Here is a 15,537-nt window from a genome sequence, read left to right on the forward strand (position 1 = left end):
CTGTTTTGATTTGCCCCAGTATAGCACAGTGATCATTCCTCGGCTTCGGCCTTTGCAGTTTCAAGGAAGGCCCGGATCTTATCCACCTGGATCTGTGCCACGGCCCGGCCGGTTTCGTAGACGCGGCGCAGCTGGTCGGGGTCACGCTCCATGGCACCGATCTCCAGCGGGATGGGCGGGCGGATAACGTAATCCTTGCCGGACTGCTCCAGCATGGAGATGTAGCTCAGGGTTTCGTTGTAGCGCTCGTGGCGGTCGGCCACAGCCTCCACAAAGGCAGGATAGCGCAGATACCGTGCCCGGATGGCGGGCAGCATGGGATTCTTCTTTTTCACAAACCCCTTGGGCTGGGTCAGGATGATGAGGTTCCGCTTGTAGCCGATGGACTCAAAGAAGCGGATGGGGATGGAATCGGCAACGCCGCCGTCCAGCAGGCCGTAATGGCCGATCTTGACGATCTTTGCGGCCAGTGGCATGGAAGCCGAGGCTTCCATCCAGCGCACATCCTCCGCATCACCGGTGCGGCACTTATGATAGATAGGGTCGCCGGTGCGGACATCGGTGCAGACCACAAAGTAATCCATGGGGGATTCCCGGAAAGCCTTGTCATCGAACGGGTCGAGCTTTTCGGGCACCTCGTGGTAGCAGAAATCCTCGCTGTACAGGTTGCCGGTGCGCAGCAGGTTGCGGAAGCTGGCATAGCGTTTGTCGTTGCAATAGGTGGTGTTGTAGCGGATGGTCCGCCCGATCTGGTGGGATTTGTAGTTGCAGCCGAACACTGCTCCCGCCGAAACACCTACCATGCCGTCTACCGTGATGCCCTGCTCCATCAGAACATCCAGAACACCGGCAGTGAACATGCCCCGCATGGCACCGCCTTCCAGGATCAATCCGGTCTTCATACGCGTGATACTCCTTCTCCTCACAATGCATCCCGCCCGAACAGGCGGCAGGATGCAGAAAACGGGCACCTTTCCCTGTGCCCGGAGCGCCCCGGAAATCCACCCGGAGCCGTTGCTTCCAGTATACTCAAATTTTGCTGAAAAACAAGAGAGAAAATGCCAAAAGACCTTGAAAACAGGGGGGCAAATCCGGTATACTAGGTAAAATCAAAATGCAGTACCAAAGCTTGGAGGAAGAGACGGATATGAAACTGCTGGAAGAACGCATTCAGAGAGACGGGATCGTGCGCGAGGGCAATGTGCTGAAGGTGGATAGCTTCATCAACCACCAGATGGACATCCCCCTGTTCCGCGAGATGGCAAAGGAGTGGAAGCGCCTGTTTGCAGGCAAGCCCGTCAACAAGGTGCTGACCATTGAGGCCAGCGGCATCGGCATTGCCGCTGTGGTTGCCAGCGAGTTCAATGTTCCTGTGGTGTTTGCCAAAAAGTCCATGAGCATCAACCTGGATTACGACAACTATGAGACCAAGATCCAGTCCTTCACCCACAAGAAGATCTACAACGTCATTGTCTCCAAAAAGTTCCTCACCGCAGAGGACCATGTCCTGATCATCGATGACTTCCTGGCAAACGGCTGTGCCCTGATGGGCCTGCTGGATCTGGCCAAGGAGGCCGGAGCTACGGTTGAGGGCATTGGCATTGCCGTGGAGAAGGGCTTCCAGCAGGGCGGCGAGCTCATCCGCAGCAAGGGCATCCAGCTGGAGAGCCTTGCCATTGTGGAATCCATGAACAGCGAGACCGGCGAGATCAAGTTCCGCGAGCAGCCGCACCAGAATTGAAAACAAGCAATTCAAGACCGCTTCGGCGGTCTTTTTTGCTGCCCATTTTCAGGCCCCGTCAAAACTGTCGCCGTCAGCGGGGAGGTCGGCGGCGGTCTCTGCTGTGGAGGCAGCCGGGGCTTCCGTGGTGCGGAGCACGCCCCTGTACACCAGCGTCTGCTCCAGCACTTCGGCACAGACCGGGGCCGACAGGCTGCCGCCCGCGGTCGTCCAGCTGTGGGGTTCGTCCAGGCAGACCAGACAGAGAAACTGCGGGTCGTCGATGGGAGCCACCGCCACAAAGCTGGCAATGCGGGCTTTTTCGTCGGCGCTGTCCAGCTTCTGGCTGGTGCCGCTTTTTCCGCCTACCCGGTAGCCCGGGATCTGAGCGTTCCGTCCGCCGCCGTGGAGCACCACGGCCTCCATCATCTCCCGCATGGTCTGACTGGTCTCTGCCTTGAGCACCTGCCGTTTGCAGACAGGGGAGAACTGCTCAATGGTACTGCCGTCCGGGGCCAGGATCTCCGAGACGACGTAGGGATGCATCAGCTTTCCCCCGTTGACCACGGCGCAGACTGCCGCCGCCATTTCCAGATAGGAGATTTTGCTGCTCTGCCCAAAGGCACAGGAGGCCAGCTCCACCGGGCCCATCCGGTCGGCGGTATAGTACAGGCTCTTTTTCGGCTCGGCGGGCAGGTCGATGCCGGTGGGCTCCCGCAGGCCGAAGGCGGCAAAATAATCGCAGAAGGCCTCCCTGCCCAGTCGGCCCCCGATCTGGATGAAGCTCTGGTTGCAGGAATTTTCCAGCGCCTGGGTCACGCTCTGGGCCCCATGGCGCTTGTGGTTGGCACAGTGGAAGCGGGTGCCTGCCACCGAGATGGATTCCCCGCAGTAAAAGCTGGAATGCTTTGTGATGGCTCCGGCATCCAGCGCCGCCGCGCAGGTGATGAGCTTGAACACGCTGCCCGGCTCGTACAGGTCGCTGACGGCCTTGTTCCGCCACTGGGTCTGCTGGGCCAGCTGCAAAGCGGCCTTGCGTGCATCACCGGTCAGGGCCTCCACGGCGTTCCGGGCGGCGGTGTCGGCAATGACGCGGGGTTCGTTGGGGTCGTAGGAGGGCGTGGTGGACATGGCCAGCACGGCCCCGGTGTTCACATCCATGACGATCCCCACGGCCCGCGCCGCCACATGGTGCTCCTGCACAGCGTAGGACAGCGCGTTTTCAAGGTAGTGCTGGATACAGCTGTCGATGGTGAGCCGCAGGCCGTCCCCCTCGGTGGGAAAACGCTCGGTCTCGTAGCTCTGCTCCAGTGTGTAGCCCCAGGCGTTGACAGCTGTGAGCACCACGCCGTTTTCTCCGGTGAGCAGATCGTCATATTTCAGTTCCAGCCCGGCCACCCCTGCGTTGTCCACATTGGTGAACCCCAGCACCGAAGCCAGAAACGCGCCCTGCGGATACCAGCGCTTGCTGTCCTGATTGATGCGGATGCCGGTGATGCTGTTTTCTTCGCAAAAGTCCCGCACGGCATCGGCTGCGGCGCGGTCCACCCGGTAGCGGAGCAGGCAGTCGTTGGAGCGGCGGTCGCTGAATTTTTCCAGCAGGGCCGCTTCGTCCAGCGCTAAGATCTCCGCAAGGCCGTGGGCGGCAAGGGTGATTTTCTCTTCCGGCATCTCCCGGGGCGAGGCCCGCAGGGTCCAGCAGCTGCTGTTGGCGGCCAGCAAAAGGCCGTCGGCGCTGTAAATGCGCCCCCGGTCTGCGGGGACCACGGTGTCCCGCAGCTGCTGGCCCTGTGCGCGGTCGGCATAGAAGCCGTCGGTGCGCACCTGCAGGAAAAAGAGCCGCACGGCCAGCCCCAGGCAGACGGCACAGAACAGCACCGCCACGGCCCGTGCCCGGCGGCGGAATCCCCGCTCGGGCAGGGTGCGGAGAACTTTGGGCATAGAAACTCTCCCTTCTTGAATAAGCCCTGCTCTGTCCAACCTCTCAGTCGCAGGCTTCGCCGCGACAGCTCCCCTAGTAGGGGAGCCCTTGGCATAAGATTTACTTTTCAATCTGGTCGCTGACGCTCCAAAACCAGTATCTGCTTATCCTTACGCAGAACCTCAAGAAAATAGACTAGCAGCCCCGGTTTTGACATACAATAGTGAAACTGGGGGTGACGAGATGAAAGAAGCTGCGGCACTGCCGCGGGGCGGGCGGCACAAGGCACCGCTGCGGCCGCTGCCGGCCATGGACCTGCCGTTTCTGGTGCTGGTACTCACGCTGGTGGGGTTCGGGCTGGTGATGCTGGGCAGTGCGTCGGGGGCGGTGGCCCTTTACCGTCGGGGCGATGCCTTTGCCTACCTGCGCCCCCAGCTGCTCTACGCCGCCATGGGCATTGCGGGGCTGTGGCTGGCCAGCCGGGTGGACTATCACATCTTCCACAAATTGGCCTGGCCGCTGCTGGGGGTCTCGCTGGTGCTGCTTGCGGTGGTGCTTTTTATGCCGGAATACAACGGCTGCAAACGGTGGCTGGTGCTGCCGGGGGTGGGCACCCTGCAGCCAAGCGAGATCGCAAAATTTGCCGTGGTGCTGGTGTTTTCGCACATCATCTCGCTGAACCATGACAGGATGCGCAGCTTTGCGGTGGGGGTGCTGCCCTTTGTGCTGGTGCTGGGGGTGGTGGCGGCGCTGATGCTGCTGGAACCCCATCTTTCGGGCACTTTGCTGATCCTGGGCATCGGGGCAGTGCTGATGTTCGTGGGCGGCACAGGTCTGCGGTGGTTCGTGCTGGCAGGCCTGGGCGGGGCGGCCGCCATCGGGGCGGCGGTGGTCGTTATGCCGGACCTTGTGCCCTACGCTGCCGACCGCCTGCGCTCCTGGCAGGACCCCTTTGCCGACCCGCTGGGGGATGGCCACCAGACCATCCAGAGCCTGTACGCCATCGGCTCAGGCGGGGCCACTGGGCTGGGGCTGGGGAACAGCCGCCAGAAGCATCTGTTTGTGCCCGAACCTCAGAACGACTTCATCTTCTCCATCGTCTGCGAGGAACTGGGCTTTGTGGGGGCCTGCGCCGTGGTGCTGCTGTTCGTGCTGCTGCTCTGGCGGGGCATTACCATTGCCGCCCATGCTCCCGACCGTTTTGGGGCGCTGCTGGTGGTGGGCTTTACCGTGCAGGTGGCCCTGCAGGCTGTCCTCAATGTGGCCGTGGTCACCAATACCATCCCCAACACCGGCATCAGCCTGCCCTTTTTCTCCTCCGGAGGAACGAGCTTGATGATGTTGTTGGGAGAGATGGGGATCGTGCTCTCGGTCTCGAGAGGGGAGACCTGACGGAATAGAAAACATAAAGTTGAATTGCCAAAGGCTCTCCCTTTGGGAGCAACGACGACGACCACCGCCTGCGGCGGAATGAGGGAGGAGTTGTTGGGGCCGCGGCCAGCAGGACGCAAGCGCAAGGGTTTGCGCGAAGCGGATGCTGGGAGCCGCAACCCGGTGCTGGCGCGAAGCGCCTGAGAGGGCGAGGATGCTATAAATTACAAAACAAACTTGTCCGCCTCACACTCCGGCCCTGTTTTGCATACGGTGAGGTATCTTTTGCGGAATGGGGGCACGGACATGGAGGAACGGATCGTGGTGACAGGGGGCCGCCCGCTGAACGGAAGCGTAAAAATTCCGGCTGCGAAAAACAGCGTTCTGCCGCTTTTTGCGGCATCGCTGCTCTGCACGGGAGAGGTGCGGCTCCAGGCTGTGCCCCGCCTTGCGGACGTGGAACACTGCATGGCGCTTTTGCGGGGCGTGGGCTGTTCCGCCCGGTGGGAAGGCAGTGATGCAGTGCTCTCCGGTCCGCCTGCCAACAGCACCCTGCCGGGGCAAACAGCGGGACAAATGCGGGCCTCCATTCTGTTCTGCGCACCCCTGCTGGCAAGGCTGGGCCGCGCCGAGACCAGCCTGCCCGGCGGCTGCCGCATCGGGGCCCGGCCCATCGACCTGCATCTGGCGGGGCTGGTAAAAATGGGGGCGGTGGAGCTGGAAGCTGGGGAGGGGCGGCTGGTGCTGACGGCTCCCTCCGGCCTGCACGGGGCCGAGATCACCCTGCGTTTCCCCAGCGTAGGGGCCACCGAGACGCTTCTGCTGGCCGCTGCCTGTGCCAAGGGCAGGACCATCCTGCGGGGGGCGGCCCGGGAACCGGAGATCGCCGACCTTGCCGCTTTTCTGAACCGGTGCGGCGGCTGCATCGAGGGGGCAGGCAGCTCCACGATCCGCATCGAAGGGCGGCGGGGCCTTTCCGGGTGCTGTTTTTCGCCCCTGCCCGACCGCATTTTTGCTTCCACGCTGGCCTGCGGCTGTGCGGCGGCGGGCGGCCGGGTGGAACTGACCGGCTGCGCCCCTGCGCTCTATGCGCCGGTGCTGGAAATTCTGGGACAAATGGGGTGCCGGGTGGAACCGGCAGGGGATACGGTGCGAATTTCCCGCTTTGGGCGGCTGCACGGGGCAGGCCGGGTGTTCACCGGAGCCTATCCGGCCCTTGCCACCGATGCTGCCCCGCTGCTGGCGGCGGCAATGCTCTGTGCCGACAGCGAGAGCAGCATCGAGGACGTGATCTTTGAGCGCCGGTTCGGCTGTGCCGAGGGTTTTTGCCGCCTGGGTGCACAGGCCGAAACGGCGGGCAGGGTGCTGACCATTGCACCGGGCGGCCATTTGTGCGGCACCGTGGTGGAGGCCCCCGACCTGCGGGGCGGGGCGGCACTGGTGCTGGCGGGGCTTGCGGCCCGGGGAACCACGGTCATCACCCACCCGGCGCATATCGACCGGGGCTATGCCGGATTTACAGAGATTTTGGCTGGTTTGGGGGCGCAAATTCGGCGGGAATCGGCCCCGGGAAATGGGTCGGTGAAAAAAACCTCTGCAAAAAACAAATTTGTCTTGCAATCGGGGCAAAAAGATGATACGATACAGTTATATAAGTATAGTATCGAACTCTTCTTGTGCGAAAAGCGCAGGTTTACGATAACATATCCGATGGAGGACAAAAGTTATGGCACTCATGCTCGACGAAGAAATGGATGAAAACGTTACGACGATCAAGGTCATTGGTGTGGGCGGCGGCGGCGGCAACGCAGTCAACCGCATGGTCAGTGACGGTCTGCAGGGCGTAGAATTTATTGCAATGAACACCGACCAGCAGGCGCTGGCCAAGAACCATGCTGCCACCAAGGTGCAGCTGGGCTCCAAGCTCACCAAGGGCCGCGGCGCGGGCGCTGATCCCGAGATCGGCCAGCGTGCTGCCGAGGAAAGCAAGGACGAGATCGCAAATGCCCTGAAGGGCTCCCAGATGGTCTTTATCACCGCCGGTATGGGCGGCGGCACCGGCACGGGTGCGGCTCCTGTTGTGGCTGAGGTGGCACATGATCTGGGCATCCTGACCGTGGGCATCGTCACCAAGCCCTTCTCCTTTGAGGGCAAGCGCAAGATGGGCCTGGCAGAGCAGGGCATTGCAAACCTGCTCATGCACGTTGACAGCCTGATCGTTATCCCGAACGAGCGCCTGAAGATGATCAGCCAGGAAAAGATCACCCTGATGAACGCCTTCCAGGCCGCCGATAATGTGCTGCGTCAGGGCGTGGAGTCCATCTCCGCTCTGATCAATGTGCCCGCCTTCATCAACCTGGACTTCGCAGACGTGCGCTCCATTATGAAGGATGCCGGTTACGCCCACATGGGCGTGGGCAGCGCCAAGGGCGCAGGTAAGGCAGAGAACGCCGCCAAGGCTGCGATCTCCTCTCCGCTGCTGGAGACCAGCATTGCCGGTGCACACGGCGTGATCATCAACATCACCTCCAGCCCCGATATCGGCCTGGAGGATGTCGAGACTGCTGCCGGCCTCATCACCCAGAGCGCTCATCCCGATGCAAACATCATCTGGGGTACTGCGTTCGATGAGAACCTGTCCGATGAAATGCGCGTTACCGTTGTGGCCACCGGCTTTGACAACAAGGCCGCCGATGGTCTGCGCAGCAGCCTGAACAACGCCGCCGGTGCCGGTGCTTCCACCCCCAGCGCAGTGTTCAGCTCTGATGTGTCCGGCGCGGGTGCCGCAAAGCAGCAGCCTGCTGCCGCCGCAAACAGCGCTGCAAAGCCGGTGGAGGAAGAGAGCAGCGACAACCGTTACTACGATGAGCTGCTGGCGATCCTGAATAAGCGCAAGTAAGTTTGTAAGTTACAGTGTGAACCGCCCGGGAGGGGGCGTGGTCTCTTGCGCGCGTGAGCGGGAGGAGCAGAGATGGTACCAAACGACATCTGGCTGCGCACCGAATGGCTGAGCTGCCGCAGGACCAGTGTGCTGCGCTGTGTGGAGCGTTATTGTGCCGCCGCTGCCCGTGAATACCGCCGCGCTCTGCGCAGGGTGCAGGAAGTGGAGGAAACGATGGCGCAGGTCGAACCGGAAACCGGGAGACGGCTCCCGAGCCAGCCCGCTCAGGCGGAGCTGTTGAACCGCCGTCTTGCCGCTGCCAATGCGGAGATCCGCCGTTACCAGACCCGGCTTTACGCCTGTGAACGGGAGATGGTGGCACTGCGGCAGGAGAACGCTGAGCTGGAAGCTCTGTGTGAGCAGGCGCGGGCAAACAGCCTGCTGCCGCCCGTGCCCCCGCAGCCCAAGGTGCTGGAACAGCCCGGCCTGCCGGTGATCGTGTTCCACCCGGCGGCGGATGCCCCCAAGGCAGAGCAGCCCCAGCCGGATGCTGTACCGGAGCAGGAGCCTGCCCCGCAGGCCGCACCGCCGGAACCGGAGGAGGAACGCTGCCCCTTTGCGCAGCCGGACTGGAAGCCCACCACGGCACTCGACCATCAGGCGGTGAATCTGGTACATCAGCTGGAAAGCTTAATGACTGTATAACAAAAAGACGATGCACAAACGCTGTGCATCGTCTTTTTTGCGTCTTGGGGATGTTACCGCACGGCGCTGGTGCGGTGCTCCATGAGGTAGGTGGCCTTCAGGTCGGCAATGTGGAGCTTGACGGCAAGCGGGTATTTGTCGTAGGCCTCCGAGATGGCGAAGCAGCCGCCCTTGGCCGCATCGTCAAAGCCGCCCATGTGCCAGCGGATGGCTACCGCTTCCTCAACCTTCAGCTTCATAAATCGCTCGATCAGGAACACGCTCTTTTCACCGTGGCCATAGGGGAACAGATCCTCCACGCTGTAGCTGGGCACCTTTTCCCACTGGCCGGTGGCATCGTTCTTTACATTGCGGGTGCCCTTTTTGTAGTAGTTGGCCTTGCACAGATCGTGCAGCAGAGCACAGATGGCATAGCTCTCCTCACTCTCGCCCTCGGTGAAAAAGCCGTCGTGGAGGGCATGGTAGACGTTCAGGCTGTGCATGCACAGGCCGCCGTCACAGGCCCCATGGAACCGGGTGGAGGCCGGAGCCGAGAAGAAATCTGTCTTGTTGTCCAGCCAGTCCAGCAGCTTTTCGCTGCCCGGGCGGGAGACATGCTGGTGCCAGATCTGCAAAAACTCCTCGCGGTAGTCCATCTTACAGCTCCAGATCTTCCAGAATGCCCTTGAGGATGGCCAGCTCTTCGCCGCTCAGGGAAATGCCCTTGCCCATGCGAGTACCGTCCGGGGACCAATCGCGGATGTCATACTTGGGTTCGCCGTCGTTCCAGCTGATGAGATTGAGCTGGCGTTCCCAGCCGCGGGGACGCTGAGACAGCACTGCAATGCGCTGGACCACTTCGTATTTGATTTCTGCCATGTTTCCTTACCTGCCTTTGCTTTGTTTGTTATCATAATATAAGAACGCGGCGAAGATTTCAACAGGTAATTGGAAAATAATTTGAAAATTTTAAATTTACTTGCAGGAGCAGTAAGCGATATTCACAGAACGGCACGTTCAGTCAAGGGCTCCCCTGCGAGGGGAGCTGACGCGCGGAGCGTGACGGAGAGGGTCAACCATAAGGCTCCTCTTCCCGCAGGCGAACCAGTTCTTTTACCGCCTCCGGGTCATCCGGCGCGGGCTGGCGGCTGTTTCGCTTCTGCTCCGTGCTGAACAGCCCGGGGGCATACTGCGCCATTACCCCGGGTGTATTTCCTGCCAGAAATTCCTTGGCGTTTTTCTGCATACAGGCTGCCGGTGTGCCGTCTGTCATAGGGACCGCCTGGATCGGCGGCAGATCCGGTTCCGGCGGCGGCAGCTGCACCTCCGGGCTGTCCGGCTGGCTGGGCAGTGCCCCCAGCGGCGGGCTCACCCGGCTGGATGTGGGGCCGACATGCTTTTGCTTGTGGGACATAAGAAACACCTCCGCACTTAATGTGTGCGGAGGTGTGGTCGTTTATGCGGGAAGGTCCTGCTCTGTACAACCTCTCAGTCGCAGGCTTCGCTGCGACAGCTCCCCTAGTAGGGGAGCCTTTGGCAAAAGGCTTATTTTTCGCTATTTTCGCTGGCGCTCCAAAAACAGTATCTGCCGCAAGGTGAAAATGTTAACGTCAGCAGGGCAAATAGTAGCGAAGCGCTTACACTCGAAAACGCGACGGAATGCCAAGGCCTCCCCTACTAGGGGAGGTGGCATCAAGCGAAGCGCAGATGACGGAGAGGTTGTATGGAAGGATGGACTGCCCATTGAATCCGGAGTCTTCTGGTTACGTCACAATCTCCACCCAGCTGCCCCCGCTCCGCTCCTTATGCACGACCACCTGCCGGTCGATGCGGTCCTTCAGGGCGGCGACATGAGAGATGATGCCCACCAGTCGGTCGCCTTCGGTCAGGCCGGAGAGCACCCGGATGGCCTGCTCCAGCGATTCCTCATCCAGCGAGCCGAAGCCCTCATCGAGGAAGAGGGTGTCCAGCCGGATGCCGCCTGCGGTGCTCTGGACTTCATCGGAAAGACCCAGGGCCAGCGCCAGCGAGGCCTTGAAGCTCTCGCCGCCGGACAGGGTCTTGACACTGCGGCGGGTGCCGTTGTAGTGGTCGATGACTCCCAGGTCAAGGCCTGACTGGCTGCGCTGGTTCTCAGCACCGATGCGTTCCAGCTCGTACTGGCCCGCCGTCATCTGCATCAGGCGGGTGTTGGCGTGGACAAGGATGCGGTCGAGGTAATTCATCTGGATGTAGGCCTCCAGCCGGATCTTCTGCTTGCTGCTCAGGGTGCCGCCTGCCGTGGAGGCCAGTGCGTTTACCCACTGCCAGCGGGCATCCAGTGCGTCCCGCTGGTCGGCAAGCTTCCGGTGATCGGCCAGCGCCCTCCGGTTGGGCAGCAGCCGGGCGTTCAGGTCTTTCTCCTGTGCGGCAAGGGCTTTGCGCCGGGCCAGCAGCTCGTTCTGCTCTGCCTTGAGCGCCGCGATCTTCTGGGGCTGCGCGATCTGCTCCGCAGCCTGCCGGGCTTCCAGTGTCTGCACCGCAGCCTGGGCGGCGGCAGAAGCCTGCTGGGCTGCCGTCACCTGCGCTTCCAGCGCGGTGCGCTGTTCTGCCTGTGCTTTGCGTTGGGCTTCCAGCTCTTTTTTGCGGTGGCAGTCTGTATGGTTTTTGGTCTGGCGCTGCTTCAGGTCAGCCTGTACAGTGTGCAGAGCATCGTTCTCCTCGGCCAGCGCAGTCTTGAGCAGGCTCACGGTCAGGGGCACCGGCCCTTCGGGCGAAGTGAACCGCTCAGGCAGAAGCGCTTCGGCATCCTTCCGCAGCTGGGCACGGCCCTCCTGCTCCCGCGTCAGCGCTTCCCGCGCGGCGGCACTGGCCTCCTGTGCGGCGCTGTCGGCCTGGGCAACGGCCTGCTTGGCTTTGTTCACCTGCACTTCGGTGGGGGCGGTGCGGGGCAGGTGGGCTTTGGCCGGGTGGTGGGTGCTGCCGCAGACAGGGCAGGCGGCTCCCTCTTCCAGCGTCTGAGCCAGCAGGCCCGCCTGCGCATCCAGAAAAGCACGCTCCAGCGTGTCACGGGCAGAATGGGCCTCGGTCTGTCTGCCCGCCGCCTGCCGGTAGGCCTCCTGCGCGGCGCGTGCGGCGGTGTTCCGGTGCTGGCACTCTGTCAGGCTCCGGGCCAGATCGTTCAGTGCGGTTTCCCGCTGGGCAAGACGGGCTGCTTCTGCCTCCAGCTCCACCCGGCGGGTGTCGGCATCGGCCAGAGCGGCAAGCTCTGCTTCAGAGGCCGTGAGTGTCGCATCCAGTGCTTCCAGCGTTTTGCGCCGGGTGCTGGCCTTGGCGGATTCCAGCTGGGCGGTGCTTCGGGCCTTGGTCAGCTCTCCGGCAACCTCCTGCCGCTGGCGCTCTGCCTGCTCTGCCGCGCCCAGCGTGGTCTGTAACGTGCTCAATTGCCTGTCCAGCGCAGCCAGCGCATCTGCGGCCTGTGCGGCGGCGGCTTCCTGCCGGGCGGTCAGCCCCTCCAGCAGGGTGGTCACTGCGTCCGGCGGCATCTGCGCTGAAAGTGCCCCCAGTGCTTCTGCCTCCGGGTCTGCGGCATCATACGAGATGCCCGCAAGCACTGCGTCCAGCTTTGCATTCAGGGCGGCGCGTCGGGCTGTGAGGGCAGAGTTTTCCTCGGCCAGCGCTTCCTGCAGTTTCTGGTAGCGCTGGGTGCGGAACAGCTTCCGGAAGATCTTGCTCCGCTCCTCAGTGGTGGCGTTGAGCAGCCGGGTGAACTGCCCCTGCGCGATCATGGCGATCTGGGAGAACTGGTTGTAGTCCAGCCCGATGATATCAATGACAGCGGCAGTCACCTCCTTGGCTTTGGTCACAGGCGGGCGGCCGTCGGCATAGGTCAGGGCGGCATCTGCCTTTTCGGTGGTGAATCCCTCGCCCCGGGCCTTGGGACGCAGATACTCCGGGTTGCGCCGGACGGTGTACCGCTGCCCCCGCACCTCAAATTCCAGCTCCACAAAGGTGGGGGTGCCGGGGTCTGCATATTTGCTGCGGAGCATGGCCCCATCCCGCACGCCGCCGCTGGAATGATCGTACAGGGCGTAGGTGATGGCATCGAACAGGGTGGTCTTGCCCGCGCCGGTGTCACCGGTGACAAGGTAGAGTCCGCCTCTGCCCAATTGCTCCAGCGGCAGGGTGGTGGTGCCTGCATAGGGGCCAAAGGCCGAGAGGGTCAGCTTGAGCGGTCTCATGCGTCCTCCTCCTTCCAGATGCTTTCAATGAGCTGCTGGCAGAATGCCGCCTGCTCATGGGTCAGGGGCTGGTTGTTCTGCAGCTGATAAAAATCCGCAAAGTGTTCCAGCGGTGTTTTCTGTTCTGCCTTTGCGGGGGCATCCAGCTCCTGCCGGGTCTGGGTGCGGCGGTTGTCGTAATCCAGCCGCATCAGGTTGGGGTAGATGACCCGCAGGCGGGCCAGTGCCTCGGGGATGTCCTGCTCATCGGTCAGGGTGATGTGCAGGTAGTCGTCCACGGTAGTGCCCTCGTAATTGCGGCGGTCGGTCAGCTCCATGTAGCTGCCGCGCAGCTCCCGAAGATCGTGCCGGGGCACCAGCGGTTCGGCGGCAATGGTCACGCTGCCCTTTTCGCCCAGCTCCACAAAGGTTACGCTCTTGTGCTGGTTGGCCTCCGAGAAGGAATACTTCAGCGGCGTTCCGCAGTAGCGCAGGGTATCCCGGCCCACCTTCTGGGGGCTGTGCAGATGCCCCAGCGCCACATAGTCGAACTTGTCGAACAGGGCGGCATCCACCCAGTCGATGCCGCCCACGCTGGGCTCCTCGCTCTCGCAGGAGGCAGCTCCTGCCACGAACTGGTGTGCCACCAGCACACTGCGGCGGGCCGGGTCAGGCGAACAGTGATCCAGCACACAGGCAAGGGCATCGTTGTAGCTTTCAATGGGCGCGTCCGGCCAGATGTGCCGCACCATGGCGGGCTTCAAAAAGGGCAGTAAGTACAGATCGACCGGGCCGTGTGCGTCGGTGAGGGTGATGGGCTCCGGCGGGCCGGAAAACACCGGCGAGACGTAGACCCTGCTTTCAGCCAGCAGGGCAGAGCCAAAGGCCACCCGGTCGGCGGAATCGTGGTTGCCCGAGATGGCGAACACCGGCAGTTCCCGGTGGGAAAGCTCGGTGAGGAACCAGTCCAGCAGACGGACCGCCTCGGCAGGCGGCACGGGTTTGTCGTACAGGTCACCGGCCAGCAGCACGGCATCCACGGGGTGGGAATCGAGCAGGGATAAGATCTGCTCTAAAATATAGCGCTGGTCGTCCAGCATGGAGAACTCGCAGACCCGTTTGCCCAGGTGCAGGTCGGAGAGGTGGAGAAAACGCATGGGGAAGCCCCCTTTCTAAAAGGATGGCTCTATTATACCACGGAATGTTCTCTTTTGCGTGCCAAAAGAGAACCAGAAAAGCACCCGCTACTTTCGAAGCGCGGGAGGCACGAACTAGGGGCTGCTCGCCCCTAGTAACCCCAAAGCAGAGGGCTCCGAACAAAAATGCTGGAGATTCCCGCCTGTCGGCGTGAAGATCTCTTAACCGCATTTTTGCCCGGAGCCGATTGAAATTTTTAACTAGCGGGGAACAGCTTCTCCCAGGTGGCCTTACCCACGGCACCGTCAGCGTTCAGGCCGTTGCGGCGCTGGAACCGCTGAACAGCGGCGGCAGTCCGGGAGCCGAACTTTCCGTCCGTGCCGATCTTCTCCCCCAGCGTGTTGAGCTTCTGCTGGATGAGCCGGATGGTGCCGCCGGACATGCCGGTGCGCATCACGATGCCGGGATAGGGCACCGCCAGCCCGTGCTTTGCGGTGTACTTTGCGTAGAGGACATTCCAGGTATTGGCCCCGACTTTGCCGTCCATGTTCATATTGTTCCGGAGCTGGAATTCTTTCACGGCGTTTTCGCTCTTGGTGCCAAAGCGGCCGTCTGTGGTCAATGCGGGGTAATAGCTGCACTGGTCACGCACGCCGTTCAGCCAGGTCTGCACCAGGGCCTCGTCCGGGCCGTAGGAGCCCTTTTGGATCAACGAATAATAAGCGGGGATCGCCATTGTGGTCACACTCCTTCCACGACAGCGTATGCAGCGCTGTGGGGAGGTGTGCCATAGCGTTTTTGCCCTCTCCGTCTTTGCTTCGCAAATCCACCTCTCCCAAAGGGAGAGGCAACGCATATCTCCGGTTTAGAAGCTGCTGACCGTGAGCTTCAATTGGCTCTCCCTTTGGGAGAGCTGGCGCGAAGCGCCTGAGAGGGCGAGGCTGTTTCGACCAGCACCTTGTCCTCCCGGCTTGCTGTCATCCGCTGCCACCACTCCACGCATTTGAACCGCACCACATACGACCCACACACCAGATCGTTTTCCTCCGGCAGGGCGTAGGTGCCGCAGGCAGAGCGGCACAGGCCCGGGTAGAGCACGCACCACCAGTTTTTGCCGTGGCGGGCGTTGCCGCCCAGGTCGATGCGCAGAGCCAGATACCGCCCGGCGGGCAGGATGCCGGTGGAATAGCGGGTGGTATCGAAGTACATTTCCACCAGCTGTACCGTAACGGTGGAAAAGATCCCCCGCCTTGCCAGCACGGCCCGGGCCGTCAGCTCCAGTGCGGGCAGGTTCTCTGCCGCCCAGCGCAGGGCGGCAGGCTTGTCCTGTGCGGTGCAGTGGACATCGGCGTAGGCCAGAACGGCATCCCGCACGGCGAGCTTGGCGGTCTGGTCGGCAGGGGAATCGCTGTCGGCCCGGATGTGGAAGCGCAGGGTGTCGGCACAGAGGAGGGCCCCGGTGTCCAGCTGTGCCTGCCCCCAGCGCAGGGCAGCAGGCAGGGCGCTCAGGAGCAGCGCAAGGGAAAGCACGGCGCACCCCAGCGCCATCTCACGGCGGGTGAGCGTGCGGGCAAAGAATGGCAGCATAAAAAACAGGCCCCTTTTCTGGAAATGATAACCAGAG

At 62.3% G+C, this 15,537-nt stretch carries 14 protein-coding genes; 5 read left to right on the forward strand and 9 right to left on the reverse strand.

Features of this window, described 5'->3' with window-relative positions; all coding sequences use genetic code 11:
• Positions 1–32: 32 nt before the first annotated feature.
• Positions 33–902, reverse strand: a complete 870-nt coding sequence (locus GXM22_RS03565; protein ID WP_005935655.1) for a patatin-like phospholipase family protein — start codon at positions 900–902, stop codon at positions 33–35.
• 245 nt (positions 903–1,147) lie between these two features.
• Between GXM22_RS03565 and GXM22_RS03570 the strand changes: the two genes are divergently transcribed.
• Complete coding sequence (locus tag GXM22_RS03570) at positions 1,148–1,741, forward strand: xanthine phosphoribosyltransferase (protein WP_035394911.1); 594 nt, start codon at positions 1,148–1,150, stop codon at positions 1,739–1,741.
• 48 nt (positions 1,742–1,789) lie between these two features.
• On the opposite strand, the gene GXM22_RS03575 is transcribed toward GXM22_RS03570, so the two are convergent.
• A complete protein-coding gene (locus GXM22_RS03575; RefSeq protein ID WP_005935648.1) occupies positions 1,790–3,661 on the reverse strand; it encodes a peptidoglycan D,D-transpeptidase FtsI family protein in 1,872 nt (623 codons plus the stop codon).
• Between the two features lie 223 nt (positions 3,662–3,884).
• Between GXM22_RS03575 and GXM22_RS03580 the strand changes: the two genes are divergently transcribed.
• From GXM22_RS03580 to GXM22_RS03595, 4 genes are all read left to right on the forward strand, one after another.
• Positions 3,885–5,033, forward strand: coding sequence for an FtsW/RodA/SpoVE family cell cycle protein (locus GXM22_RS03580; protein ID WP_005935646.1), 1,149 nt, complete (start codon positions 3,885–3,887; stop codon positions 5,031–5,033).
• A gap of 285 nt (positions 5,034–5,318) precedes the next feature.
• On the forward strand, positions 5,319–6,770 hold the full coding sequence (locus GXM22_RS03585) for a UDP-N-acetylglucosamine 1-carboxyvinyltransferase (protein WP_099357241.1): 1,452 nt from the start codon (positions 5,319–5,321) through the stop codon (positions 6,768–6,770).
• The gene (gene ftsZ, locus GXM22_RS03590; RefSeq protein ID WP_005935636.1) at positions 6,739–7,911 is read left to right on the forward strand and encodes a cell division protein FtsZ; all 1,173 of its coding nucleotides are present in this window, start codon (positions 6,739–6,741) and stop codon (positions 7,909–7,911) included. Before GXM22_RS03585 ends, ftsZ begins: the two co-directional genes overlap by 32 nt.
• A gap of 72 nt (positions 7,912–7,983) precedes the next feature.
• Positions 7,984–8,598 carry a hypothetical protein gene (locus tag GXM22_RS03595; RefSeq protein WP_005935634.1) on the forward strand — a complete coding sequence of 205 codons (615 nt, stop codon included), beginning with the start codon at positions 7,984–7,986 and terminating at the stop codon, positions 8,596–8,598.
• Between the two features lie 53 nt (positions 8,599–8,651).
• Here the strand turns inward: GXM22_RS03595 and GXM22_RS03600 are convergent, their stop codons facing one another.
• The 7 genes from GXM22_RS03600 to GXM22_RS03630 form a co-directional block, all read right to left on the reverse strand.
• Complete coding sequence (locus GXM22_RS03600; protein ID WP_005935632.1) at positions 8,652–9,233, reverse strand: hypothetical protein; 582 nt, start codon at positions 9,231–9,233, stop codon at positions 8,652–8,654.
• A 1-nt stretch (position 9,234) separates the two neighbouring features.
• Positions 9,235–9,456, reverse strand: a complete 222-nt coding sequence (locus GXM22_RS03605) for a YdbC family protein (RefSeq protein ID WP_005935630.1) — start codon at positions 9,454–9,456, stop codon at positions 9,235–9,237.
• A 193-nt stretch (positions 9,457–9,649) separates the two neighbouring features.
• A complete protein-coding gene (locus tag GXM22_RS03610; protein ID WP_005935628.1) occupies positions 9,650–9,991 on the reverse strand; it encodes a hypothetical protein in 342 nt (113 codons plus the stop codon).
• A 349-nt stretch (positions 9,992–10,340) separates the two neighbouring features.
• On the reverse strand, positions 10,341–12,797 hold the full coding sequence (locus tag GXM22_RS03615; protein WP_005935624.1) for an AAA family ATPase: 2,457 nt from the start codon (positions 12,795–12,797) through the stop codon (positions 10,341–10,343).
• Positions 12,794–13,933, reverse strand: coding sequence for an exonuclease SbcCD subunit D (locus GXM22_RS03620; RefSeq protein ID WP_035394908.1), 1,140 nt, complete (start codon positions 13,931–13,933; stop codon positions 12,794–12,796). The genes GXM22_RS03615 and GXM22_RS03620 overlap by 4 nt, the downstream gene beginning before the upstream one ends.
• A gap of 236 nt (positions 13,934–14,169) precedes the next feature.
• Positions 14,170–14,649, reverse strand: coding sequence for a peptidoglycan-binding domain-containing protein (locus GXM22_RS03625; RefSeq protein ID WP_005935620.1), 480 nt, complete (start codon positions 14,647–14,649; stop codon positions 14,170–14,172).
• Between the two features lie 152 nt (positions 14,650–14,801).
• A complete protein-coding gene (locus GXM22_RS03630) occupies positions 14,802–15,500 on the reverse strand; it encodes a stage II sporulation protein R (protein WP_242651697.1) in 699 nt (232 codons plus the stop codon).
• Between the last annotated feature and the right edge of the window lie 37 nt (positions 15,501–15,537).

Origin of the sequence: Faecalibacterium duncaniae (assembly GCF_010509575.1) — a bacterium.
In the GTDB taxonomy this organism is placed as follows: Bacteria; Bacillota; Clostridia; order Oscillospirales; family Ruminococcaceae; genus Faecalibacterium; species Faecalibacterium duncaniae.